Source organism: Pseudomonas sp. GW822-FHT02G04, assembly GCF_058802085.1.
In genome coordinates, this window is sequence record NZ_JBXANU010000003.1 from 363,430 (window position 1) to 388,559 (window position 25,130).

Sequence of the window (25,130 nt, forward strand, 5' to 3'; positions counted from 1 at the left end):
CAACAGAGTTATCCACAGCTTATTCCCGATTCGACGGGACCTTATAACGATCAAGGATGATCCATGTCGCTGTCTGCCTGTACGTCCGTTTCCCCTGCGGAACTGGAAGCCCGTTTACGCCTGCACCTTTTGCCCGAGCTCGGTCCGGCACGTTTCAAGAAGTTGCTTGAGGCTTTCGGTTCTGCCTCCAAAGCCATCAGCGCACCGGCCAGCGCCTGGCGCGCGTTGGGCCTGCCCCTCGCTTGCGCGGAGGCCCGGCGTTCCGGTGAAATTCGTGATGGCGCCAGCCACGCATTGGCCTGGCTAGAGCGTTCGGGCCAGCATTTACTGATGTGGGACCAACCTGACTACCCCGCGCTGCTGGCGCAAATCAGTGATGCGCCGCCGCTGTTATTCGTCGCGGGCGATCCGGGCATTCTGGAAAAACCGCAGTTGGCGATGGTCGGCAGCCGTCGCGCGTCACGACCGGGCATGGACACCGCCACCGCGTTTTCCCGCAGTCTGGCCGGCGCCGGTTTTGTCATCACCAGCGGTCTGGCCCTGGGCATTGATGCCGCCGCGCATCAGGCGGCTCTGGACGTTGGCGGGCAAACGGTCGGGGTGCTTGGCACGGGGCTGGAAAATTTTTATCCACAGCGTAATCGACGACTGGCGGACGCCATGATCGCCTCGGGAAGCGCGGTCCTTTCGGAGTTCCCGCTGAACGCCGGCCCTTTCCCCAGTAATTTCCCACGGCGCAATCGAATCATCAGCGGTTTGTCCCTCGGCGTGCTGGTGGTCGAGGCGAGTATCGCCAGCGGTTCATTGATCACCGCGAGGCTGGCGGCGGAACAGGGGCGTGAGGTGTATGCGATTCCAGGGTCGATCCATCACCCCGGCGCAAAGGGTTGCCATCAACTGATCCGCGACGGTGCGGTGCTGGTGGAAACCATCGAACACATCCTTGAGGCCTTGCGCGGCTGGCAACGGCTGCCGTTATCCACAGAAACGCCGCAAACGACGGTGACGCATCCACTGCTCATGTTGCTCCACGCGGCGCCCCATACCAGCGAAGCCTTGTCGGTCACCAGCGGCTGGGCCTTGTCGAAAGTGCTGGCAGCGCTGACAGAGCTGGAGATGGACGGCAGGGCGGTCTGTGAGAGCGGCCGATGGTTTGCGCGGGTAAACTAGGTTTTATAAGGAAGATCGGTAAACTGCGCAGAGCCTTATTCCGGAGAGTTTTTTCATGGTTAACAGTTGGCGTGTGCAACAAGCCGCACGAGAAATTCGCGCCGGGGCGGTCATTGCCTACCCAACGGAAGCCGTCTGGGGACTGGGTTGCGACCCGTGGAACGAAGAGGCGGTGGATCGGCTGCTGTTGATCAAGGGCCGGTCTGTGGATAAGGGCCTGATTCTGGTGGCCGACAATATTCGTCAGTTCGACTTCCTGTTCGAAGACTTCCCGGAGTTGTGGATGGACCGCATGGCCAGCACCTGGCCGGGCCCCAACACCTGGCTGGTGCCGCATCAGAATCTGTTGCCCCAGTGGATTACCGGCGTGCATGAAACGGTGGCGTTGCGGGTCAGCGATCACCCTCTGGTGCGGGACTTGTGTGCGGTGGTCGGCCCGCTGGTGTCGACCTCGGCTAACCCTCAAGGGCGACCGGCGGCACGGACGCGGATTCGCGTGGAGCAGTATTTCCGGGGGCAGGTTGATTATGTACTCGGTGGCAATCTGGGCGGGCGCAAGAATCCGAGTGTGATTCGCGATCTGGCGACGGGGCATGTGGTGCGCCCGGATTGAGACCGCGTCATCGTTCTTCGCGGGCAAGCCTCGCTCCTACAGGGGATCAATGTCGTTCCGTGATCGTGTGAACGACACAAATCCTGTAGGAGCGAGGCTTGCCCGCGAAGAGGCCCTCAAGGCAACAGAATCGTCGAACCAGTCGTATGCCGCGCCGACAACTCGGTCTGCGCCTTCGCTGCTTCAGCCAGTGGATACCGCTGGCTGATGTCCACCTTCAGCTTGCCGCTGATGATCATCTCGAACAGTTCATCAGCCATGCGTTGCAGGTTTTCAGCATTGTTGGCGTAGGTCGCCAGCGTCGGCCGGGTCACGTACAGCGATCCCTTGGCCGCGAGAATCCCCAGATTCACCCCATCGACTGCGCCTGAAGCATTACCAAAGCTCACCACCAACCCCCGCGGCGCAACGCTGTCGAGCGATGTCAGCCAGGTATCTTTGCCTACACCGTCGTACACCACCGGAACTTTTTTACCGTCAGTCAATTCCAGCACGCGTTGTGCGACGTTCTCATGGCTGTAATCGATGGTCGCCCAGGCACCATTGGCTTTCGCCAGGGCGGCTTTTTCCGCTGAACTGACCGTGCCGATCAGCTTCACGCCCAAGGCCTTGGCCCATTGGCAGGCCAGAGATCCGACGCCGCCGGCCGCGGCGTGAAACAGAATGGTTTCACCGCCCTTGAGTTCATATGTCTGACGCAGCAAGTACTGCACGGTCAGGCCTTTGAGCATCACTCCGGCGGCTTGTTCGAAGCTGATGGCGTCCGGCAGCTTCACCAGATTGGCTTCCGGTAATACGTGAACGTCGCTGTAGGCGCCCAACGGGCCACTGCCGTAAGCCACGCGATCGCCCACCTTGAAGCGGGTGACTTCGCTACCGACTGCGTCGACCACGCCCGCGCCTTCAGCGCCCAGGCCCGATGGCAGGGCTGGCGGCGCATAAAGGCCACTGCGGTAATAGGTGTCGATGAAGTTCAGGCCGATGGCCTTGTTGGTCACGCGGACCTGTTGCGGGCCGGGCTCGGCGGGTTGGTAATCCACGTATTCGAGCACTTCGGGGCCGCCATGGGCGCGGAACTGGATACGCTTTGCCATCTGCTCTCTCCTTAGGTCTTGGCTTCTAGAGTTGTAGCGCCAAGCGCCCTATCGAACTCCCAAGCTTGATCTTCGTCAACTGCGGCAGGCTCGTCTGCGATGTTATGCTACGGACCCATTTGCGCCGGCCCCCCGCTCTGATGGAGCGCCGCGTAGCTTTGCCCGATTCAAGGTGATGCCATGACTACCCGCACCGAGGCCGTAAAAGCCTACCTGCTCGACCTGCAAGACCGCATTTGCGCTGCCCTGGAAGCCGAAGACGGTAGCGCGCGTTTCGTTGAAGACGCCTGGACCCGGCCTGCCGGCGGTGGCGGTCGCACCCGGGTGATCGAGAACGGCGCAGTCATCGAAAAGGGCGGCGTCAACTTTTCCCACGTGTTTGGCAGCGGTCTCCCACCGTCCGCCAGTGCTCATCGGCCGGAACTGGCCGGCCGAGGCTTCGAAGCCCTGGGCGTGTCTTTGGTGATTCACCCGCATAACCCGCATGTGCCAACGTCCCACGCCAATGTGCGCTTTTTCATCGCTGAAAAAGAAGGTGAAGAGCCGGTCTGGTGGTTCGGTGGCGGCTTTGACCTGACCCCTTATTACGGCAATGAAGAAGACTGCGTGCACTGGCACCGCGTCGCCGAACAGGCCTGCGCGCCGTTCGGCCCGGACGTCTACCCACGCTATAAGGCCTGGTGCGACAGTTACTTCCACATCAAGCATCGACACGAGCCACGGGGCATCGGCGGTCTGTTTTTCGATGACTTGAACGAGTGGGACTTCGATACCAGCTTCGCTTTCATGCGCGCCATCGGCGATGCGTTTATCGACGCGTACCTGCCGATCGTGCAACGCCGCAAAAATGATGCATTCACCGCCAAACAGCGTGAGTTCCAGGAGTTTCGCCGTGGCCGTTACGTTGAATTCAACCTGGTCTATGACCGCGGCACGCTGTTCGGCCTGCAATCGGGCGGGCGTACCGAGTCGATTCTGATGTCGCTGCCACCGCAAGTACGCTGGGCCTACGACTGGAAGGCCGAGCCGGGCAGTGAAGAAGCGCGCCTGACCGAATACTTCCTGCAAGACCGCGATTGGTTGGCCAAGGCCTGAACGAGGAATTCTGATGGACCGTTATGTCGTATTCGGTAACCCGATCGGCCACAGCAAGTCGCCGCTGATCCACCGTCTGTTCGCCGAGCAGACCGGGCAGAAACTGGACTACAGCACCTTGCTGGCGCCCCTCGACGATTTTTCCGGCTGTGCGCTGGAATTTTTCCGTGAAGGCTGTGGGGCGAATGTGACAGTGCCGTTCAAGGAAGACGCCTATCGCCTGGCGAACAGCTTGACCCAGCGGGCGCAGCGGGCCGGCGCGGTGAATACCCTGAGCAAACTGGCCGATGGCAGTCTGCTGGGCGACAACACCGATGGCGCCGGGCTGGTACGGGACCTGACGGTCAACGCCGGATTCAGTCTCGCGGGCAAACGCATCCTGCTGCTGGGAGCCGGTGGCGCGGTGCGCGGCGCGCTGGAGCCGCTGCTGGCGGAGCAACCGGCGTCGGTGATCATTGCCAACCGCACCGTGGAAAAAGCCGAATTGCTGGCGCAATTGTTTGCCGATCTGGGGCCAGTGTCGGCCAGCGGTTTCGATTGGCTGCGCGAGCCGGTGGACCTGATCATCAACGCCACGTCCGCCAGTCTGTCAGGCGATGTACCGCCGATTGCCGGTAGTTTGATCGAATCGGGCAAGACGGTTTGCTACGACATGATGTACGGCAAGGACCCGACTTCGTTCTGCCGCTGGGCCAGTGAACATGGGGCTGGCGTGTCGATGGATGGCTTGGGTATGTTGGCCGAGCAGGCGGCGGAAGCTTTCTATCTGTGGCGCGGTGTGCGCCCGGATACGGCGCCGGTGCTGGCCGAACTTCGCCGGCAACTGGCGCTGTAGTTTTTTGTGGCGAGGGAGCTTGCTCCCGCTGGGTTGCGAAGCAGCCCCAAAATCTGCGGGCGCTTCGCACCCGAACGGGAGCAAGCTCCCTCGCCACAGGTTATCTGTTTGTCATAACAGTGGCGTTTAGTCCTCAAACCGGATCGGGCATTTCTCCGCGCCTTCCAGCTTCCTTAATTCTTCCACCACCTGCGGCCGTGCCTGCCGCAGGGTCAGGCTGCGATCCTGACGCAGCAGCCGGCGTGCTTCCTGGTGCAGCATTTCCACCCCTGAATAGTCGATGAAGTTGATCTGCTGCGCTTCGATCACCACCCGTGCGCCTTGCATCCGTTGCAGGCGCACTTGCAGGTAATGGCTGGCGCCGAAAAAGATCGAGCCACCAACCCTCAGAATGTCTTCGTCGCCATCGCGCCAGTGCTGTACCCGTGGCTGAGAGGTGCGTTTGAGGTAGAAGAACAGCGACGCCAGCACCCCGGCGTAGATCGCCGTTTGCAACTCCAGCAACAGGGTGGCGACACAGGTCAGCGCCATCACCAGAAACTCGGCACGGCTGACTCGCAACAAGGCGCGAATGCCGCGATGGTCCACCAGTCCCCAGGCGATCAGCAAAATGCTGCCGGCCATGGCCGGGATCGGGATGTGCGCGATCAACGTCGCACCGAAGATCGCGAACAACGCCACCCACAACGCCGAAAAAACGCCCGCCAGTGGCGAGCAGGCGCCGGCGTCATAGCTCAGGGCCGAGCGGGTGAAGGAACCGGCTGACAGCGAACCGGAAAAAAACGCCCCGACCATGTTCGAGAAACCCTGGGCGCGAACTTCTTGATTGGCGTCGAGCAACTGCTGCGAGCGGGCCGATAAGGAGCGGGCAATCGACAGGCTCGTCACCAGCCCAAGCATGCCGACCGCCACCGCGCTGGGCAGCAGGCGCAATATCAGGTCCAGATCCAGCGGCAGCGGGCTGAAAGGCGGTAGCCGCCCGACAAACGCGCTGACCAATTTCACATGACCGAACATCGCTGGCCATAACCACACCAGTAAGCCGCTCAGGGCTAAAGCGATCAACAGCGTCGGCCAGCGCGGTACCAGCAGTTTCAGCACGATGCCAACCGCGACCGTTGCCAGGCCTAGTGCCAGCGAGGGTTTGTCCACTTCGCCGAGGTGATTGAGCAGCATCATCAAACTGTTCAGCGCCGTGGCCTGGTTGGGCACATCCAGCCCCAGCAGGTTCGGCAGCTGCCCTATGGCAATCACCACCGCTGCGCCAAGGGTGAAGCCCAGCACCACCGAGTGCGAGACGAAGTTCACCAAGGCACCGAAACGCAGCAACCCCAGCAACCACTGGAAAATGCCGGCCAGGAGCGTCAGAAGCAGGATCAGCGTGATGTAGTCCTCTGACACGGGAACGGCCAGAGGACTGACGCTGGCGTACAGGACGATGGAAATGGCCGCCGTAGGGCCGCAGATCAAATGCCACGACGAACCCCAGAGACAGGCAATCAGCACCGGGATGATGGCGGCGTACAGGCCGTATTCCGGTGGGAGGCCGGCGATCAGGGCGTAGGCAATCGATTGTGGCAACGCGAGAATCGCGCCGCTCAGGCCGACGATCAGGTCACGACCGACGCTGGCGCGGGTTTGCCGGGGCAACCAGGTCAGGAAGGGAAAGAGTGAATGGCGGCTGGGGAAGGCCATGGGTCCTCTCGGTACGGGGTAAATCGTCAGGGTAAAGCATTGGCTCGTAGTGGGCAGATCATTGTGGCGAGGGAGCTTGCTCCCGCTCGGCTGCGCAGCAGTCGCAAATCCGGACAACTCGGTGAGGCTGATAAACCGAGTTTGCTGAAATGGGAGTGCTACGCCCTCCAGCGGGAGCAAGCCCCCTCGCCACAGGGGGACCTTACAACTTGGCTTTGACCGCCGGCAGAGCATCCTTGCCGTCCACGGTCTTCACGCCCTCCAGCCACTTATCCAGCACCAGCGGGTTGGCCTTGATCCACGCCTTGGCCGCGTCGGCATTGCTGACTTTCTTGTTCACCACTTCGGCCATGATGCTGTTCTCCATTTCCTGGGTAAAACTCAGGTTGGCGAGCAGTTTGCCGACGTTCGGGCAGGCCTGTGCATAACCTTTGCGGGTCAGTGTATAAACGCTGCCGGTGTCACCGAAGTACTTCTCGCCGCCCTTCAGATAATGCATTTTCAGCTGCACGTTCATCGGGTGTGGCGTCCAGCCGAGGAAGGTCACGAACTTCTGTTTCTTCACTGCGCGGGATACTTCGGCCAGCATCGCCTGCTCGCTGGATTCGATCAGTTTCCACTGACCCATGTCGAAGTCGTTCTTCTTGATGATCTCTTGCAGCGAAATGTTCGCCGGGGCGCCGGAGCCGATGCCATAGATCTTCTTGTCGACTTCTTTTGGGTGTAGCTCGGCGAATTTGTTCAAGTCATCAAAGTTATGCACACCCGCGTCCCAGACGTAATCCGGGACTGCCAGAGTGAACTCGGTGCCGTCGAGGTTCTTCGCCAGTTGCGTGACGTCGCCGTTGGCCACGAACTTGTCGTAGAAGCCTTGCTGCGCCGGCATCCAGTTACCGAGGAAGACGTCCACCTGGCCATCCTTCAGACCGCCAAAGGTGATCGACACCGCCAGCGTGTCGACCTTGGCCTTGTAGCCCATGCCGTCCAGCAGAAACCCGGTGATGGCGTTGGTGGCGGCGATGTCGCTCCAGCCAGGGTCGGCCATTTTCACCGTTTCGCAGTTTTGCTCGGCGTAGGCCGAGGCGCTGCCCAGAGCCAGAAGCCCGATTGTCAGTACTGTGGATAACTTTTGCATGGACGTCCCCTTAACATTATTGGTTTTGGCAGGGTTGTGGATAACGGGCTTTACGCTCCAGATCATCGAGGTCGATGTGGTTGCGCATGTACTGCTGGCTGGCGTCCACCAGTGGCTGGTGATCCCAGCTCTTGAGCTTGCCGATGGTCAGGGCGTCGGCGACGAAACGCCGGCGTCGCTGACTGGCGAGCACCTGTTGGTGGATCGCCGGGATATTCCATTTGGCCCGTGCTTCGGCGAGAAAATCCTCGAACAGCTGACGATGTTGCGGCGAATGGCTGAGTTCTTCCTGTTCACGCGGATCGTTGTGCACGTCGAAGAGCAGGCAAGGGTCGTCTTCGCTGTAGATGAATTTGTAGGCGCCGCGACGAATCATCATCAACGGACTGATAGTGCCTTCGGCCATGTATTCGCCGAACACCTCGTCGTGACCGCCCTGCCCTTGCAGGTGCGAAACCAGTGAGCGGCCGTCCAGCGGCAGGTCTGGCTCCAATGAGCCGCCGGCCAGTTCCACAAAGGTCGGCAGCAGGTCGGCGGTGGATACCGCAGCACTGACGCGGCCGGCGCCGAATTGCCCCGGCGCACTGATCAGCAGCGGTACGCGGGCGGCCATTTCGTACCAGTGCATTTTGTACCAGAGGCCACGCTCGCCGAGCATGTCGCCGTGGTCACCGGAGAACACGATGATGGTGTCGTCGATCAGCCCGGTTTCCTCGAGTGTTTGCAGGAGTTTGCCGACGTTGCTGTCGATATAGCTGCACGCACCGAAATAGGCACGGCGCGCATCACGAATTTTATCCACAGGCAGCGGCTTGCCCCACAGGTCATAGACTTTGAGCAGGCGCTGGGAGTGAGGATCGAGTCCATCCTGTGCGGGTGTTTCCGGCAAAGGGATGTCGGCGTTGTCGTACAGATCCCAGAAAGCCTTGGGAATCGTGTACGGGTCGTGTGGATGAGTCATCGACACGGTCAGGCAGAACGGCTGATCGCCATCCTCGCGGATGTGATCGAACAGGTATTGCTGGGCCTTGAACACCACCTCTTCGTCGAAATCCAGCTGATTGGTGCGCACGCAGGGCCCGGCTTGCAGCACCGACGACATGTTGTGGTACCAGGTCGGACGCACGTCCGGCTCGTCCCAGTTCACCGCCCAACCGTAATCGGCCGGGTAAATGTCGCTGGTCAGGCGTTCTTCATAGCCGTGCAACTGATCCGGGCCGCAGAAGTGCATCTTGCCCGACAGCGCGGTGCGGTAACCGAGGCGCCGCAGGTAGTGGGCATAGGTCGGAACGTCGGCGGGGAAATCGGCCGCGTTGTCGTAGGCACCGATCTTGCTCGGCAACTGACCGCTGACCAGGGTGAATCGTGACGGTGCGCAGAGCGGACTGTTGCAGTACGCGGCGTCGAACACCACGCCTTGGGCGGCGAGGCGGCTCAGATTCGGCAGCTTGATGGGCGAAGGGCCGTAGAACGGCAACATTGGCGCGGCCATTTGATCGGCCATGATGAAAAGAATATTTTTGCGCTTCATGTGATCGCGGCATTCCATAGTGGATATTTATGCGAGAGTGCTGTGATCGAGCATGCAACCCCTAAAATTTGTGGTAAAGCCCATGCCAGGCAATGACTAGGATAAGCACAGCTTATGTATGACGCCCTCGGTGATTTGTCTCTGGACCTGCTGCGTGCCTTTGAAGCCGCGGCCCGCCAGCGCAGTTTCACTGCCGCTGCAGTGGAGCTCGGCACTACGCAGCCGGCCATCAGCCAGCAGATCAAACGCTTGGAAGAACAGCTCGCTACGCGGTTGTTCGACCGCATTTATCGCGGTATCGAATTGACCGAGGCTGGCGCCATTCTGTTTGAGCAAGTTCAGCTAGGTTTACAGAATATCGACGCTGGATTGAGCGCGATCAGTGCACAGCAGCAACACGAAGTGTTGCAGGTGGCCACCGACTTCGCCTTCGCCGCGTACTGGCTGATGCCGCGTCTGCACCGCTTCCATACCGCCAATCCTCAAGTGGACGTCAGCCTGGTCACCAGTGAGCGCAGCCATAACATGCTGCGCACTGATATCGATGTGGCGGTGCTGTTCGGCGATGGTCGGTTCAAACAGGGTGAGAGCCACTGGCTGTTCAGCGAAGAGGTGTTTCCAGTGTGCAGCCCGCTGCTCTTGAAGGATCGCCCCCTGCCCTTGCCGGCTCAGTCATTGCTGGAGTTTCCACTGCTGCACCTGCGGGGCGAACACAGCAGCAACTGGTTCGACTGGAGCGGCGTGTTTCGCGAGCTGGGGATCACGTCGGCGCCAGCCCCGGGGCAACTGCGCTTTGATAATTACACCTTGCTGATTCAAGCGGCGATTGGCGGCCAGGGCGTTGCGATCGGTTGGCGGCACCTTGTGGATAACTTGCTGGCGCAAGGTTTGTTGTGTAGGCCGATTGCCGAGACGGTGATTTCCAGGCTGGGATATTACGTGGTCCTGCCCCAGCGCAAACGGCGTGGGGCGTTGATTCAAACGTTTGTGGACTGGTTGATGGCGGAACAGGCCAGCAGTGCGCAATCGCTCAATGGCCTTCCTTTGCCATCGATTGCGGTATGAGGGCTTTACGGTTCCGAAGTCGCGACAAAATTCACATGCTGACCAACATGCAAATTCAGCCATAACTCATCGGCAATCCCGACAGCAACGCGGTGCAACCGTTCCAGCGGTTCAGCCAGGCCGGGTTCCAGGCTCGTGCTGATGTGACTGAAATGCCCGATGGACAGCCCCGGCACGCCACGAGGGGTATTCACCAAGGTCCAGTGCAATGGGCTGCTTTGCAGAGCCTCGCGGATTTCTTCGGCGGCGTGGCGTTGCAACGGGTCGTCTATCTCCGGATCGTCCAGCACCTCGAAATCACCCACCAGAAACAGCCGGGAGATGCCTGCGGCCTGCATGCCGTCGATCAGTGCATCCACCGCCAGCAACTGCTCGACCGGGCCGGGCACGATGGATTGTTCGATGTGTTCGCTGTTCATCGGCAACCCCGGTGCATCCAGCAGACAGATCACCGCCGAACAACCGGCCACGCTCTGCTTGACCCGCTTGGCATCGAACAGGTCGCCGGCCTTGGTGCGCAATCCGGGGCGTGGTGCGAGCGCCGTAAGGTCATCGAGAATCGCGATCACTTCATGTTGGCGCCGCAGCATTTGCGCCATCAGCGCACTGCCCAGGCTACTCATGGCACCATAAAGCACTACCTTCACTACCGGGGTTTCGGCATTTTTCATGGCTGTGCTCCGAACGTCCTGCCTATATAACGTAAGACCTGTGGGGAACGGTGTGGGTTCGACCAGGTTCAAAGGGGTTTCAGATGCAACAGATCAAGGGCTACCACGCCCATGTCTATTTCGACGCCAACACCCTCCCGCAGGCCCGGGCCTTGTGTGAGCAGGCCGCGCAATTGTTTCCACTGAAGATGGGCCGCGTGCACGAGCGTTTGGTCGGCCCACACCCGGACTGGAGTTGCCAATTGGCTTTCGAGCCGCAATACCTTGGCGAGGTGTTGCCGTGGCTGGCGCTCAATCGCAAGGGGTTGGTGGTGTTCCTGCACCCGGACACCGGCAACGATCTGCTCGACCACACCGAACATGCGATCTGGATGGGTGCGATCCGTCCGCTGGACCTGTCTGTTTTCTGATCAGAGTTGTTCTTCGGCCTCGCCGGGCAAGTGTTCGTCCAGATGCAGCCAGGGCAACCGACTGTCGGTCCAGATATGCCGCTGGGCCGGCGCCTGCTCGGGATGGTCGAGGGTGGCGATGGTCACGTCGATGCTTTCGGGACTGAGCGTTGTCACCAGCGCCAGTTGCGCCCCGCAGTTGGGGCAGAAATACCGCGTGCAAGTGGATGAAGAGTCATACCGGGACGGCGTACCCGCGACCCAGGCAAATGCCGAGGCAGGCACGGTGATCCAGGTGGTCACGATCCCGCCGCTGACCCGCCGGCAAATCGAGCAATGGCAGTGGGCGATATCCTGCAACGGCCCGCTGAATTGATAGCGCATTTGTCCGCAGTGGCAGCCGCCGGTGTGAAGTTCGCCCATGCCTTTTCCTCCTGAGCCCGTGTTTACGGACTCTAAACCCGGCCGACGACCGGTCGTACATTCGGTCAATGCTTTCATCCGCGAAAGCTGGCTGAAAGCTTCCCCGATTAGGATCGCCCCACTGCCGGCAACAGACCGGCTGGCCAACGCGAGTTTTTTATCGCTCGCCCGGTCCATTTAACAACAACAATGGTGATTCTGATGTCTGCTCCTATCCGCCTCTTCGCTGCAACTCCGCCCGTACGTTTCGTGCTTCCCGTTCTGCGCTGACCCCATCGGTTCGCCCATTCCCTAGCCGCGCTACGCCTGGAGTATTCCTATGCTGACTTTCCTTGGCTTTGCCATGGTCATCACGTTCATGTTCCTGATCATGACCAAGCGCCTGTCCGCGCTGATCGCCCTGATCATCATCCCGATCATTTTCGCCCTGTTCGGCGGTTTCTCGCCGAAGATCGGCCCGATGATGCTCGAAGGCATCACCAAGCTCGCGCCGACCGGCGTGATGCTAATGTTCGCCATCCTCTACTTCGCCCTGATGATCGACTCCGGCCTGTTTGACCCTGCCGTGCGCAAGATCCTCAAACTGGTCAAGGGCGACCCGTTGAAAGTGTCGGTCGGTACTGCCGTGCTGGCGCTGATCGTGTCCATGGACGGTGATGGCGCCACCACTTACATGATCTGCGTGGCCGCCATGCTGCCGCTCTACAGCCGCATCGGCATGAGCCCGCGGATCATGGCTGGTCTGATCATCCTCGCCGGTGGCGTGATGAACATGACCCCTTGGGGCGGTCCGACCGCTCGTGCGGCCAGTGCGCTGCACGTGGACCCATCCGCGATCTTCGTACCGATGATTCCGGCGATGCTGGCCGGCGTGGTGGCGATTCTGGCGATTGCCTACTTCTACGGTAAGCGCGAGCGTGCGCGTCTGGGTGAATTGCATCTGGTCGGTGATGAAATCGACCACAGCGAAATCAGCGTTTCGCAGTTCCCGGATGCCCGTCGTCCAAAGTTGATCTGGTTCAACGGCGCGCTGACCCTGGCACTGATGGGCACCTTGATCGCTGGCTTGCTGCCGCTGCCGGTGCTGTTCATGGTGGCGTTCAGTATCGCGATGATCGTCAACTATCCTTGCCTGCAACAGCAGAAGGACCGTGTTGCGGCCCACGCCGGTAGCGTGTTGGCGGTGGTCGGGTTGATCTTTGCCGCGGGTATCTTCACCGGTATCCTGACGGGCACCGGCATGGTCGACGCCATGTCCAAGAGCCTGCTGGCGGTCATCCCGGATTTCCTCGGCCCGTACCTGGCTGTGATCACCGCGCTGGTGAGCATGCCGTTCACGTTCTTCATGTCGAACGACGCATTTTATTACGGCGTGTTACCAGTACTTGCCGAAGCCGCCAGTCATTACGGTATAACCGCGGTAGAAATGGCACGTGCCTCGATCGTCGGTCAACCCGTCCACTTGCTGAGCCCGCTGGTACCATCGACCTACCTGTTGGTGGCCCTGGCCGGTATCGAATTCGGTGACCATCAGCGGTTCACCCTGAAGTGGGCAGTGCTGGTTTGCCTGTGCATACTGGTGGCGGCCTTGCTGATGGGGATCTTTCCGCTGTTCAGCACGCTATAAGCCCAAGACTCACCATGACGGGTCCAGGCTTTGCTGTTTGAAGCCTGGGCCCTTCGTGGTTTAACACATCCTCAAAGGAATACACATGGAATGGCTGACCAACCCTGAAATCTGGGTTGCCTTCTTCACCCTGACCGCCCTGGAGATCGTCCTGGGTATCGACAACATCATCATGATCTCGATCCTGGTCAGCCGCATGCCCAAGCACATGCAGGCGCGCACCCGGATTTTCGGCCTGGCGCTGGCCATGGTCACGCGGATTCTGTTGCTGCTGTCGATCACTTGGGTCATGCGCCTCACCTCCGATTTGTTCGAAGTGTTCGGCCAGGGTATTTCCGGGCGTGACCTGATCCTGTTCTTCGGTGGTCTGTTCCTGTTGTGGAAGAGCTCGCAAGAGATGTACCACGCGCTGGAAGGCGAAGACGAGGGTGGCGACGAGCCTTCGGGCAAGGGCGGCAATTTCCTGTACACCATCATCCAGATCGCGATCATCGACATCGTGTTCTCGCTGGACTCAGTGATCACGGCGGTGGGCATGGTTTCCCACGTGCCGGTCATGGTCGCGGCAATCATCGTTGCCGTGCTGGTGATGATGTGGGCCTCGGGCACCATCAGCGAATTCATCGACAAGCACCCGTCGCTGAAGATGCTGGCGCTGTCGTTCCTGCTGCTGGTCGGTACCGTGCTGATTGCCGAATCCTTCGACGTGCATTTGCCAAAAGGCTACGTCTACTTCGCCATGGCGTTCTCGCTGGCAGTGGAAGCAATCAACATCAAGATGCGCACCGCGATGATGAAAAAGAAACAGCAGCAAGAGCCAGTGAAACTGCGCAAGGATGTTCCGGGCCAATAACCCGAACACCCTGCTGTGACAAAGGGGCCTTCGGGCCCCTTTGTCATGTCGGCATCAAACTGTTTCTATGACAGTTTTATTTCAATCGCTTCTTTAGCTATGCGATGCTGGCGTCCAGACCGTTAGCCAACTACAGCTTAAGTACAGAACGTAGAAGAACGCGGCACCGTCAACTTGCCCCACTGGGGCGCTACCACCACAGGGGGCCTGTATGCTCACCCTGCTCAATTTGTTATCGGCCGTGGCCTTGCTGATCTGGGGCACGCACATCGTCCGAACCGGCATCCTGCGGGTTTATGGCTCCAACTTGCGCCACGTGATCGGGCAGAACATGTCCAGGCGCTGGCTGGCGTTTATCGCCGGGATCATGGTGACCGCCATGGTCCAGAGCAGCAACGCCACCGCCATGCTCGTCACCTCGTTTGTCGGTCAGGGCCTGATGGCGCTGACCCCGGCCCTGGCGACCATGCTCGGCGCCGACGTCGGTACCGCGCTGATGGCGCGGGTACTGACCCTTGACCTGTCGTGGTTGTCGCCGCTGCTGATCTTCCTCGGGGTGATTTTCTTCCTGTCGCGCAAGCAGACCCGGGTCGGGCAGATGGGCCGGGTCAGCATCGGTCTGGGGTTGATCATTCTGGCGCTGCAACTGATCGTCGAGGCCGCCGCGCCGATCACGCATGCTCAGGGGGTGAAGGTCATTTTTGCCTCTCTGACCGGCGATATTTTGCTCGATGCTTTGGTCGGCGCACTATTCGCAATGATTTCCTACTCCAGCCTGGCCGCCGTCCTGCTGACTGCGACCCTCGCCGGTGCCAATGTGATCAGTCTGCCAGTGGCCATCGGCCTGGTGATTGGCGCCAACATCGGCAGCGGCATTCTCGCTTTCCTCAGTACCAGCATGCAGAACGCCGCTGGCCGTCAGGTGGCGCTGGGCAGCCTGTTGTACAAACTGATTGGGCTGCTGCTGATTATTCCGGTGCTTGACCCATTGGTGCACTGGATCGACAGCTTCGACTTCAGCGCTCAGGAAATGGTCATCGGCTTCCACCTGCTCTACAACACCACGCGTTGTCTGATCCTGCTGCCCAGCGTCGGGCTGATGGCCAGGCTCTGTGCGTGGTTGCTGCCAGAGCGGCCGGACATCAACGGCACGGCCAAACCGCGGCATCTTGACCCGACAGCATTGGTGACCCCCAGCCTGGCGCTGGCCAATGCCGCCCGGGAAACCCTGCGCATCGGCGATCTGGTCGACAGCATGCTCGAAGCCATGCTCGCCGTGCTGCGCGGCAAACAGACAGCCGTCACCCAGGAAATCCGGCGCCTGACCGATGATGTCGAAGCGCTCTACAGCGCCATCAAACTCTATCTGGCGCAAATGCCCCGGGAAGACCTCAGCGAACAGGATAGCAAGCGTTGGGCGGAAACCATCGAGCTGGCGATCAACCTGAAACTGGCCAGCGACGTGATCGAGCGCATGCTGCGCAAGGTTCAGCAGCAGAAAACCTCGCAACGCCGGTCGTTTTCCGAGGTCGGTCTGGAGGAGTTGGCGGGGCTGCACAGCCAGCTGATTGCCAACTTGCGTTTGGGGTTGTCGGTATTCCTCAGTTCCGACCCGGAAAGTGCTCGCCAGTTACTGCGTGAGAAACGTCGCTTTCGCGCACAGGAACGCCGCCTGGCCCATGCTCATGTCAGTCGTTTGCACCGTAAGATTGTGCAAAGCATCGAGACCAGTTCGCTGCATCTGGAGCTGATCGCTGACATGAGGCGCCTCAATTCGCTGTTTTGCAGCAGTGCCTATACGGTGTTGGGCACTTCGGACACCGGTGCTCTGGTGGTCGACGATTTGGCTGACATCACTCATTCACCCTGAACGTCCACAGTTGCCTGAAGTCTGTTGTACTTACGCTGGTCGTACGGAAACTCGTTATGCGTTGTCTGCTGTTCGCTTGTCTGTTGCTTGGCGCCCTGCCTTCATTTGCCCTGGATCGCTTTCAGGTCGAGGGCTACACGCTGCCCAACGGCCTGCAATTGGTCCTCAAACCGGGCACCGAGCGCGGGCATGTGGCGATTCGGCTGGTGGTCGGCGTGGGTCTGGATGATTTCAGCTGCGCCGACAAGGAGTTGCCGCATCTGCTCGAACACTTGCTGTTCAGCGGCATCGACGCCACCGGCGAAGGCGGTCTGGAAGAGCGCATGCAGGCCCTGGGTGGTGAGTGGAACGCTTACACCAGCAACGCCGACACCACGTTCGTCATCGAAGTGCCGGCGAAAAACCAGCGTAAGGCCCTCGATCTGTTGTTGGCGCTGCTGACCCAGACCCGTATCGACGACAACGCTATCAAGGTCGCCAAGCAGGTGGTCGAGCGCGAAGACGGTGGCCATTATTCGCACCTGCAACGCTGGATGGATCGCCAGGACCTGGGCCACACCGCCAGCAATCAGTTAGCAGTGGAGCTGGGCCTCAAATGCCCTGAGCGTGCGCAGGTCGATCACCTGACCCGCGAGCAACTGGAGAAGGTGCGCAAAGACTGGTACGCGCCCAATAACATGACCCTGATCGTGGTCGGCGAGCTCGACCGCCTGCTGCCGGCCTATCTGGAGCGGGCCTATGGCGCGCTCGTAGCCGTCGAGCCTGCCGATCACCTGCCCTTGCCGACAATCCAGGCCAGCGCGGCCCACGAGCGCACTCTGAGCCACGGTTTTGTCGGTGGCGGCGCCAAGTTGCACTGGCTGGTGCCGGAACCGGTGCAGGAAGACCAGCCCGACGAAACGTTCGATCTGCTCAAGGACTACCTGGACTGGGCGCTCTATCGCCAACTGCGCCTGGTCCATGGGTTGTCCTATGGGCCCTCGGCCGAGCGTGAGGTGTTTGGCGGAGTGGGCTTCATGAGCCTGAACGCCGACCTTGAACGCGGCGATGTGCCGGCAGCTGAACAGGTGCTGGATGAGCTCAAGGCCGATCTGCTCAAGAACGGTCTCGACGCCACCACCTTCGCCCGCCTCAAGCAGGCCGCCATCGCCCGCCAGAGCTGGGCCGTGCAAGGCAACAGCGCTCTGGCGGATTACTACTGGAGCGCCCTTGGGGACTACGAGGACGGCCATTTCACCAACCCGGCCAAGGCACTGCAAGAAGTGACGCTGGCCGAGGCGAACCAGGCGATGCGTGAGTTGCTGCTACAACCGGGGTATTTGCGGATCGAGAAGCCGTTGGTGAGTTATGACCAGTTGATGTGGGCGATTGCCGGGGGATTTGGATTGATGGTGCTTGGGGTATTGGGTTGGCGTGTTCACCGCAGAAAGTAGTTATTTCCCTGTGGCAACGGGTTTTGTGTGGCGAGGGGGCTTGCCCCCGTTGGGCTGCGAAGCGGCCCTAAAAAGGGTACCTCGATTTATCCGGCACACACACCGGCCAATTTTGCGACTGCTGCGCAGCCGAACGGGGCGATGCGGCGTTCCGACAAGCCCCCTCGCCACATAGTCCCTCGGACGGTACCCTGTCGGGGTTTTTTCCCACGACTATTGCGAACCGCCGAATGCCGACTCTGACCCTGTACATACAGCGCATCCTGGAATTGATGAAGCGCTATCCCGGGGTCATCGCGCTTGGCGGTTTCATTTCCGGGGTCGGCAGCTTCATATTGGTGGATCGCCAACAAAGCCTGGCGACCTGGATCACCACCATCATGCTGGTCAGCTGGGTCTGGCTGATGCTGGAAAACAGCCTCACCGAGTTGTTCGCCAAGGTCTTCAAGCGCGAAATACCCCAGCCCCTGCTGCGTTACGCGACGCAGATGATCCATCAGGAAAGCCTGTTCTTCGTCCTGCCGTTCTTTTTCATCACCACCACCTGGAACAGCGGCCAGCTGTTCTTCACGGGGTTGTTGGGCATGGCGGCGCTGATTTCGATCATCGACCCGCTCTACTACAAATGGCTGGCGCCGCGCCGCTGGGCGTTCCTGGCGCTGCACACCCTGACCCTGTTCGCGGCCCTGCTGACCGCCCTGCCCGTCATCCTGCACCTGACCACCTCCCAGAGCTTCAAACTGGCGCTAGGCATCGCCATGGTGCTGTCGTTCCCGAGCCTGGCATCGATCTTCCCGATTCGGACCGTGCGCAATGCGTTGGCGATCCTCAGTATCACCGTCGGTATCGGCGCTGTCGGCTGGGTGCTGCGTTCCTGGGTTCCGCCGGCCACCCTGTGGATGACCGATGTGGCGATCAGCACCCAAATGCAGGACCGCACCCCTGGCAAGAGCCTGGAAGAAGTCAGCGCCGAGCAGATTCGTGGCGACGGTCTGTACGCCTACACCGCGATCAATGCCCCACGGGGGCTGGACGAGCGGATTTATCACGTCTGGATGTTCAACGGCAAAGAGGTCGACCGCATCCCTCTGGATATCCACGGCGGGCGCAAGGAAGGCTACCGCGCCTGGACCCACAAGCAGAATTTCCCCGGCAATCCCGCGGGTAAATGGCAGGTTCGGGTGCTCACCGAAGACGGCCAGTTGATCGGCGTGCTGCGCTTCAAGGTCATGGACAGCACACCCATCAAAGATAAGTAACGCGGTTCGTGCTATTAATCTGGTCTGCGCAATTGCCGAACAAGCAGGAGCTTATGACCAGCAGCACAACGCCCGGCAGTGCCCGACTGGATACCTCGCACACCCCAGCCCTGCTGCGGGTCACGGGGGACTGGACGCTCGCCCATTACGCCGATCTCAACCACCTGAGCGAAAAGCTCCGTGGCCAATACGACAATAACACCCCCATCGACCTCAACGGCCTCGGTGCCCTGGATACGGCGGGTGCATCGCTGTTGGTGGAGTTGCTGGGTTCCGAGCGTCTGGGCAAGTCCGCCGAACACCCTGATTGCACCCTTTCCTCCGCCGATCGCGCCTTGCTGCAGACGGTGTATTGTTCGCTGACTGATTTCTGCGTGCCGATCAAAGAGCCGGAAATCAGCGTCGGCATTCAACTGCTGACCCGTATCGGCCGCGCGGTCGATGCAATCTGGCAGGACACCCTGCAGGTGCTGGGTTTTGTCGGCCTGATCCTGCAAACCATCGCGCGCGGGCTGTTTTGTCCCAAGCGCTGGCGCCTCACGCCGATGGTCGCGCACATTGAGCAGACCGGCCTCGACGCCGCCCCCATCGTCGCCCTGCTGACCTTTATGGTGGGCGCTGTGGTAGCGTTTCTCGGCGCGACCGTGCTGGCGAGCTTCGGAGCGAGCATTTTTACCGTGGACCTGGTGGCGTTCTCTTTTCTGCGGGAATTCGGCGTGTTGCTGACTGCGATCCTGATGGCCGGCCGCACCGCCAGCGCGTTCACCGCACAGATCGGCTCGATGAAGGCCAACGAAGAAATCGACGCGATCCGCACCCTCGGTCTCGACCCGATGGAGTTGCTGGTGGTGCCGCGGGTATTGGCGTTGCTGGTGGCGCTGCCGATGCTGACCTTCCTGGCGATGTTGTCGGGGATTGTCGGCGGTGGCGTGGTCTGTGCGCTGTCGCTGGATATCTCGCCGGCGATGTTCCTGTCGCTGCTGCAATCGGACATTGGCGTTCAGCACTTCCTGGTGGGAATCGTCAAAGCGCCGATTTTTGCGTTCCTGATCGCCGCCATCGGCTGCCTTGAAGGCTTCAAGGTCAGCGGCAGCGCCGAGTCTGTCGGCGCGCACACCACGTCGAGTGTGGTGCAGTCGATTTTCGTGGTGATTGTCCTCGATGCCGTGGCCGCGTTGTTTTTCATGGAGATGGGCTGGTGAGTCGTCTACCCCGAGCGCCTACCGAGGCGGTGATCGAAGTCCGTGGGCTGTGCAATCGCTTCGGCCGCCAGAGCGTGCACGAGAACCTCGACCTGGATTTGTACAAGGGCGAAATTCTGGCGGTGGTCGGCGGTTCCGGCAGCGGCAAATCGGTGCTGTTGCGCAGCATTGTCGGCTTGCGCCAACCCAGCGAAGGGCTGGTGAAGGTCTTCGGCAAGAACCTGCCGAGCCTGTCGGAGCACGAGCGCTCGCTGGTCGAACGGCGCTTCGGTGTGTTGTTCCAGAAAGGCGCCCTGTTCTCTTCGCTGACGGTGACCGAGAACGTCGCCCTGCCCCTTATAGAACACGCCGGCCTGAGCCGTACCGACGCCGAGCACCTGGCGGCGGTGAAACTGGCATTGGCCGGATTGCCATTGTCAGCGGCCGACAAGTACCCAGCTTCATTGTCCGGCGGCATGATCAAGCGCGCCGCCCTGGCCCGGGCGCTGGCGCTGGACCCGGACATTCTATTTCTCGACGAGCCCACCGCTGGTCTCGACCCGATTGGCGCGGCGGCGTTCGATCAGTTAATCCTGACCCTGCGCGATGCGTTGGGTTTGAGTGTGTTTCTGGTCACCCACGACCTCGACACGCTCTACACCATCACCGACCGGGTGGCGGTGCTGGCGCAAAAGAAAGTATTGGTGGCGGACGCCATCGACAAGGTTTCGGAAACCGACGACGCGTGGATTCACGAATACTTCCATGGCCCTCGCGGCCGCGCGGCGCTGACGGCCGCTAACCAGCTCAACGAGGTCTGACATGGAAACCCGAGCCCATCACGTATTGATCGGCCTGTTCACCGTCATAGTGGTGGCAGGCGCCCTGCTCTTCGGTCTGTGGCTGGCCAAGTCCAGCGTCGACACCGAATTCAAGGATTACGAAATCGTCTTCAATGAGGTGGTCAGCGGTTTGTCCAAGGGCAGCGCCGTGCAGTACAGCGGGATCAAGGTCGGCGACGTAGTGACGCTGCGCCTGGACCCGAACGATCCACGCCGGGTGTTGGCGCGGATCCGCCTGGGCGGCGATACCCCGATCAAGGAAGACACCCAGGCCAAACTGGCGCTGACCGGGATCACCGGCACCTCGATCATTCAGCTCAGCGGCGGCACGCCGCAAAGTCCGACGCTCAAGGGCAAGGACGGCAATTTGCCGACCATCGTGGCAGCGCCCTCGCCCATTGCCCGATTGCTGAACGACAGTAACGACCTGATGACCGGTGTGAACGTGTTGATGCAGAACGCCAATCAGATGTTTTCTTCGGAAAACGTCGAGCGCATCAGCAAGACCCTTGAGAATCTGGAGCAAACCACCGGCACCATCGCCGACCAGCGCGGCGACATCGGTCAGGCCATGCAGCAACTGGCGTCGGTCGGTAAACAGGCTTCCGCCACACTTGAACAAACCGCTGCGTTGATGCGCAACGCCAACGGCCTGCTCAACGATCAGGGCAAGCAGATGTTCGGCAGTGCCGAGCAAGCCATGAAGTCCCTGGAACAGAGCAGCGCGACCATCAACTCATTGCTCACCACTAATCAGGATTCCCTCAACAACGGCTTGCAGGGCCTCAATGGCCTGGCACCGGCGGTGCGTGAGTTGCGCGATACCTTGAGCTCGCTGCGCACCATTTCCCAGAGGCTTGAGGCCAACCCCAGCGGTTACCTGCTGGGCAGTGACAAGAACAAGGAGTTCACGCCATGAAGCTGATCCCGTTAGCCTTGGCTGTCGGTTTTGCGCTGACCAGTGCCTGCTCGATTCTGCCCAAGTCCGAGCCATCCGATGTCTACCGGTTGCCCTCGGCCCAGAACAGCGCACCGGCCAATCACAGTGCGATGCTGCACTGGTCGTTGCGACTGGCCAAGCCTCAGACCAGCGAAGCCTTGAACAACCCGAAAATCGCCGTGATCCCCCAGGGTGACCTGATCAGCAGCTACAAGGCTTCCCGCTGGAGCGACCCGGCGCCGGTGCTGTTGCGCAATCGTCTGCTCGATGGTTTCCAGCGTGACGGTCGGGTGCCGTTGCTCAGCACCGATGACAGCAATCTGCAGGCGGACCTGGAGCTGGGCGGCAACTTGCAGGCGTTCCAGACCGAATACCAGGGCACGACGGCGAGTGTGGTCGTGCGGCTGGATGCGTTGCTGGTGCGTGGGTATGACCAGCGCATCCTCGCCAGTCGGCGCTTTGAAGTGCGCCAGCCGTTGAGCGATGTGAAGGTACCGGCGGTTGTCGCGGGTTTTGGCCAGGCCAGCGACCAGTTGACGGCGCAAGTGGTGGCGTGGACGGTGGAGCAAGGTCAGAAAGTCGCGCCGCCGCTGAGGCCCTGAAGCCACCGCTGAAAGGAGCGGGCTTGCCCGCTCCCACAGGGTTCTTGGTTCAGCCGAAGAACCAGTAACAAACCCCGATGGCCCCCAGCACCCCGCCAAGCTCCGCCAGCAGCGCGCAACCCACCGCATGCCGCGCGCGCTGGATGCCCACCGCGCCGAAGTACACCGCCAAGACATAGAAGGTCGTTTCGGTACTGCCCTGGATCGTCGCCGCTACCAGCGCCGGGAAGCTGTCCACCCCCTCGGTCTTCATGGTTTCGATCAGCATTGCCCGGGCGGCACTGCCGGAAAAGGGTTTGACCAATGCGGTCGGCAAGGCATCGACGAAGCGCGTGTCCCAACCGGCCCATTCCACCAGGTGACGAATCCCGTCCAGACCGAAGTCCAGCGCTCCGGACGCTCGCAGGACCCCCACGGCGCAGAGCATCGCCACCAGATACGGCAGCAGGTTCTTGGCGACGTCGAAGCCTTCTTTCGCGCCTTCGACGAATGCCTCGTAGACCTTCACCTTGCGTAATGCGCCGATGATCAGAAACAACATGATCAAGCCGAACAGCGTCACGTTGCCGAGGACCGATGACAGGCTCGCCAGCGCGGTCGCCGAGAGCGTCGCCAGCAGTGCCATGAAGCCGCCGAGGGCGAGGGCACCGGGGATCAGATACGCCAGCACCACCGGGTCCCAGATGCGCAGGCGTTGCATGAACGCTACGGTCAGGAAGCCGACGATGGTCGAGCAACTGGTGGCGAGCAGGATCGGCAGGAACACCAGTGTCGGATCGGGCGCGCCTTGCTGGGCGCGGTACATGAAGATCGTCACTGGCAGCAGAGTCAGGGAGGAGGCGTTAAGCACCAGGAAGAGGATCTGCGCGTTGCTGGCGATCGTCGCACTGGGGTTGAGCTCTTGCAGCGCCTTCATGGCTTTGAGGCCGATTGGTGTGGCGGCGTTGTCCAGGCCCAGGCCGTTGGCGGCGAAGTTCAGGGTGATCAGGCCGATGGCGGGATGGCCGGCCGGCACTTCCGGCATCAGGCGCAGGAACAGCGGGCCCAGCGCCTTGGCCAGCCACTCGACGATCCCGGCCTTCTCGGCAATCCGCAGAAAGCCCAGCCAGAGGGTGAGGGTACCGAACAACAGGACCATGACCTCGACCGATAATTTGGCCATGGCGAAAATACTTTCCACCATCGCCGCAAAGATCCCGGCGTTACCGCCGATCAGCCACTGCGCCAGCGCCGATACAGCTGCCACGATGAAGAAGCCAAGCCACAGGCCATTAAGCATCAGTCAAATCCCCCGGAAGATGCGGCGAATGATAGCGGGGTAGGCAGAAACGACAAACCCCGGATTTCTCCGGGGTTTGTTTGGGGCTCTTGTGGGAGCGGGTATTAGTTGCTGGAGGTTTCACCAACCGGCAGCTTTTCCTTGCTGCGCCAGTGCGGCAGGGAGTTCCAGTAGCGCTGGCCCTTGGCGTCGTCGTACATGCCTTCCCAACGCGAGATGACCAGCACGGCCAGGGCGTTGCCGATCACGTTCAGCGCGGTACGGGCCATGTCCATGATGCGGTCCACACCGGCGATGAACGCCAGGCCTTCCAGCGGAATACCGACGCTGCCCAGGGTGGCCAGCAGCACCACGAAGGACACACCTGGTACGCCGGCGATGCCTTTGGAGGTGACCATCAGGGTCAGCACCAGCAGCAGTTGCTGGCTGATCGACAGGTCGATGCCGTACAGCTGGGCAATGAAGATCGCCGCGATGCTCTGGTACAGGGTCGAGCCGTCGAGGTTGAACGAGTAGCCGGTCGGCACCACGAAGCTGCAAATGGCTTTCGGCGCACCGTAGGCTTCCATCTTCTCGATCACGCGCGGCAGCACGGTTTCGGAACTGGCGGTGGAGTAGGCCAGGACCAGCTCATCCTTGAAGATGCGCATCAGCTTGATCACCGAGAAGCCGAACAGGCGAGCGATCAGGCCCAACACCACGAAGGCGAAGAAGGCAACGGCGAAGTAAACCAGCACGACCAGTTTGGCCAGCGGCAGCAGGGAGGCGAAGCCGAAGTTGGCCACGGTCACCGCGATCAGTGCGAACACGCCGATCGGGGCGTAGTTCATGATCATGTGGGTGACTTTGAACATGCTTTCCGACACGCCCTGGAACATCTTCACCAGCGGTTCGCGCAGGTCCGATTGCAGGCTCGACAGACCGAGACCGAACAACACGGAGAAGAAGATGATCGGCAGCATCTCGCCGCGCATCATGGCCGCAAAGATGTTCGACGGGATCAGGTTGAGGATGGTTTCGATGAACGCGTGTTCATGCTGAACCTCGGCGGCAGTGGCCCGGTACTTGGAAATATCCACGGTACCCAGGGTGCTCATGTCGATGCCGCTGCCCGGATGGACCACGTTGGCCAGCACCAGACCGACCAGAATGGCGATGGTGGTGACGATCTCGAAGTAAATGATGGTCTTCAGACCGATACGCCCGAGTTTTTTCGCGTCCCCAACGCCAGCGATGCCGACGATCAGCGAGGAAATCACGATCGGGATCACGATCATCTTGATCAGACGGATAAAGATATCGCCTGCCGGTTGCAGGACGTTGCTGATCCACCAGGCTTTTTCGGCACTGAAATGGTTAAGCAGCGCACCGATTGCAATCCCCAATACCAGACCAATGAGGATCTGCCAGGCGAGACTAAGCTTTGCCTTCTTCATATCTTTACCCTTTCTTGTGTTTATCTCAGGGACATGCGCGAACTGGAACGCTCGTGGCGGAAAAGTTTGTGCATCGACCCCCGTATAAGGTC

23 protein-coding genes are annotated in these 25,130 nt (G+C 60.6%); 15 read left to right on the plus strand and 8 right to left on the minus strand.

Translation table 11 applies throughout. The features are described 5' to 3' along the window. Positions 1-63 precede the first annotated feature (63 nt). The gene (gene dprA / locus AC1RO5_RS06455; protein ID WP_493173668.1) at positions 64-1,170 is read left to right on the plus strand and encodes a DNA-processing protein DprA; all 1,107 of its coding nucleotides are present in this window, start codon (positions 64-66) and stop codon (positions 1,168-1,170) included. 55 nt (positions 1,171-1,225) lie between these two features. Beyond that, a complete protein-coding gene (gene tsaC / locus AC1RO5_RS06460) occupies positions 1,226-1,783 on the plus strand; it encodes an L-threonylcarbamoyladenylate synthase type 1 TsaC (protein ID WP_493173670.1) in 558 nt (185 codons plus the stop codon). Between the two features lie 116 nt (positions 1,784-1,899). Here the strand turns inward: tsaC and AC1RO5_RS06465 are convergent, their stop codons facing one another. Then, complete coding sequence (locus tag AC1RO5_RS06465) at positions 1,900-2,877, minus strand: NADPH:quinone reductase (protein WP_493173672.1); 978 nt, start codon at positions 2,875-2,877, stop codon at positions 1,900-1,902. Between the two features lie 180 nt (positions 2,878-3,057). Here AC1RO5_RS06465 and hemF point away from each other — a divergent pair, with 180 nt between their 5' ends. Beyond that, positions 3,058-3,972: an oxygen-dependent coproporphyrinogen oxidase gene (hemF, locus tag AC1RO5_RS06470; protein WP_493173674.1), complete on the plus strand. Its 915-nt coding sequence runs from the start codon at positions 3,058-3,060 to the stop codon at positions 3,970-3,972. A 13-nt stretch (positions 3,973-3,985) separates the two neighbouring features. Beyond that, a complete protein-coding gene (aroE, locus tag AC1RO5_RS06475) occupies positions 3,986-4,807 on the plus strand; it encodes a shikimate dehydrogenase (RefSeq protein ID WP_493173676.1) in 822 nt (273 codons plus the stop codon). 126 nt (positions 4,808-4,933) lie between these two features. Here aroE and AC1RO5_RS06480 read toward each other — a convergent pair whose 3' ends face one another. The 3 genes from AC1RO5_RS06480 to betC form a co-directional block, all read right to left on the minus strand. Beyond that, positions 4,934-6,502 (minus strand): SulP family inorganic anion transporter, encoded by a 1,569-nt coding sequence (locus tag AC1RO5_RS06480; protein ID WP_493173678.1) that lies wholly within the window; start codon positions 6,500-6,502, stop codon positions 4,934-4,936. A 202-nt stretch (positions 6,503-6,704) separates the two neighbouring features. Next, a complete protein-coding gene (gene choX, locus AC1RO5_RS06485; protein WP_493173682.1) occupies positions 6,705-7,637 on the minus strand; it encodes a choline ABC transporter substrate-binding protein in 933 nt (310 codons plus the stop codon). A gap of 16 nt (positions 7,638-7,653) precedes the next feature. Then, positions 7,654-9,168 (minus strand): choline-sulfatase, encoded by a 1,515-nt coding sequence (betC, locus tag AC1RO5_RS06490; RefSeq protein WP_493173684.1) that lies wholly within the window; start codon positions 9,166-9,168, stop codon positions 7,654-7,656. Between the two features lie 114 nt (positions 9,169-9,282). Here betC and AC1RO5_RS06495 point away from each other — a divergent pair, with 114 nt between their 5' ends. Further along, the gene (locus tag AC1RO5_RS06495) at positions 9,283-10,233 is read left to right on the plus strand and encodes a choline sulfate utilization transcriptional regulator (protein WP_096481545.1); all 951 of its coding nucleotides are present in this window, start codon (positions 9,283-9,285) and stop codon (positions 10,231-10,233) included. A 5-nt stretch (positions 10,234-10,238) separates the two neighbouring features. Here the strand turns inward: AC1RO5_RS06495 and AC1RO5_RS06500 are convergent, their stop codons facing one another. After that, complete coding sequence (locus AC1RO5_RS06500) at positions 10,239-10,904, minus strand: NAD(P)-dependent oxidoreductase (RefSeq protein WP_493173686.1); 666 nt, start codon at positions 10,902-10,904, stop codon at positions 10,239-10,241. Between the two features lie 83 nt (positions 10,905-10,987). Between AC1RO5_RS06500 and AC1RO5_RS06505 the strand changes: the two genes are divergently transcribed. Further along, entirely contained in the window at positions 10,988-11,314 is a 327-nt protein-coding gene (locus tag AC1RO5_RS06505) for a DOPA 4,5-dioxygenase family protein (protein WP_007941525.1), read from the plus strand. On the opposite strand, the gene AC1RO5_RS06510 is transcribed toward AC1RO5_RS06505, so the two are convergent. After that, on the minus strand, positions 11,315-11,716 hold the full coding sequence (locus tag AC1RO5_RS06510; protein ID WP_493173689.1) for a GFA family protein: 402 nt from the start codon (positions 11,714-11,716) through the stop codon (positions 11,315-11,317). It lies immediately after the preceding gene. A gap of 319 nt (positions 11,717-12,035) precedes the next feature. Between AC1RO5_RS06510 and AC1RO5_RS06515 the strand changes: the two genes are divergently transcribed. The 9 genes from AC1RO5_RS06515 (at position 12,036) to AC1RO5_RS06555 (ending at position 22,323) form a co-directional block, all read left to right on the plus strand. Next, positions 12,036-13,343 carry a CitMHS family transporter gene (locus AC1RO5_RS06515; protein ID WP_205888962.1) on the plus strand — a complete coding sequence of 436 codons (1,308 nt, stop codon included), beginning with the start codon at positions 12,036-12,038 and terminating at the stop codon, positions 13,341-13,343. 85 nt (positions 13,344-13,428) lie between these two features. Next, on the plus strand, positions 13,429-14,196 hold the full coding sequence (locus AC1RO5_RS06520) for a TerC family protein (protein WP_493173692.1): 768 nt from the start codon (positions 13,429-13,431) through the stop codon (positions 14,194-14,196). 211 nt (positions 14,197-14,407) lie between these two features. Next, entirely contained in the window at positions 14,408-16,066 is a 1,659-nt protein-coding gene (locus AC1RO5_RS06525) for a Na/Pi cotransporter family protein (RefSeq protein ID WP_493173695.1), read from the plus strand. A gap of 56 nt (positions 16,067-16,122) precedes the next feature. Further along, the gene (locus AC1RO5_RS06530; protein ID WP_493173699.1) at positions 16,123-17,499 is read left to right on the plus strand and encodes a M16 family metallopeptidase; all 1,377 of its coding nucleotides are present in this window, start codon (positions 16,123-16,125) and stop codon (positions 17,497-17,499) included. 230 nt (positions 17,500-17,729) lie between these two features. Then, the gene (locus AC1RO5_RS06535; protein ID WP_018927290.1) at positions 17,730-18,758 is read left to right on the plus strand and encodes a DUF5924 family protein; all 1,029 of its coding nucleotides are present in this window, start codon (positions 17,730-17,732) and stop codon (positions 18,756-18,758) included. 53 nt (positions 18,759-18,811) lie between these two features. Further along, a complete protein-coding gene (locus tag AC1RO5_RS06540; RefSeq protein ID WP_493173703.1) occupies positions 18,812-19,960 on the plus strand; it encodes an MlaE family ABC transporter permease in 1,149 nt (382 codons plus the stop codon). After that, positions 19,957-20,760, plus strand: coding sequence for an ABC transporter ATP-binding protein (locus tag AC1RO5_RS06545; protein WP_007941535.1), 804 nt, complete (start codon positions 19,957-19,959; stop codon positions 20,758-20,760). Before AC1RO5_RS06540 ends, AC1RO5_RS06545 begins: the two co-directional genes overlap by 4 nt. 1 nt (position 20,761) lies before the next feature. Beyond that, positions 20,762-21,700 (plus strand): MlaD family protein, encoded by a 939-nt coding sequence (locus AC1RO5_RS06550; protein ID WP_493173707.1) that lies wholly within the window; start codon positions 20,762-20,764, stop codon positions 21,698-21,700. Next, complete coding sequence (locus AC1RO5_RS06555) at positions 21,697-22,323, plus strand: ABC-type transport auxiliary lipoprotein family protein (RefSeq protein ID WP_493173709.1); 627 nt, start codon at positions 21,697-21,699, stop codon at positions 22,321-22,323. Before AC1RO5_RS06550 ends, AC1RO5_RS06555 begins: the two co-directional genes overlap by 4 nt. A 49-nt stretch (positions 22,324-22,372) precedes the next feature. Here AC1RO5_RS06555 and AC1RO5_RS06560 read toward each other — a convergent pair whose 3' ends face one another. Both AC1RO5_RS06560 and gltP read right to left on the minus strand, forming a co-directional pair. After that, entirely contained in the window at positions 22,373-23,602 is a 1,230-nt protein-coding gene (locus tag AC1RO5_RS06560) for a nucleoside recognition domain-containing protein (RefSeq protein ID WP_007940696.1), read from the minus strand. Positions 23,603-23,706: 104 nt separating this feature from the next. Next, on the minus strand, positions 23,707-25,038 hold the full coding sequence (gltP, locus tag AC1RO5_RS06565; protein WP_493173711.1) for a glutamate/aspartate:proton symporter GltP: 1,332 nt from the start codon (positions 25,036-25,038) through the stop codon (positions 23,707-23,709). Positions 25,039-25,130 lie beyond the last annotated feature (92 nt).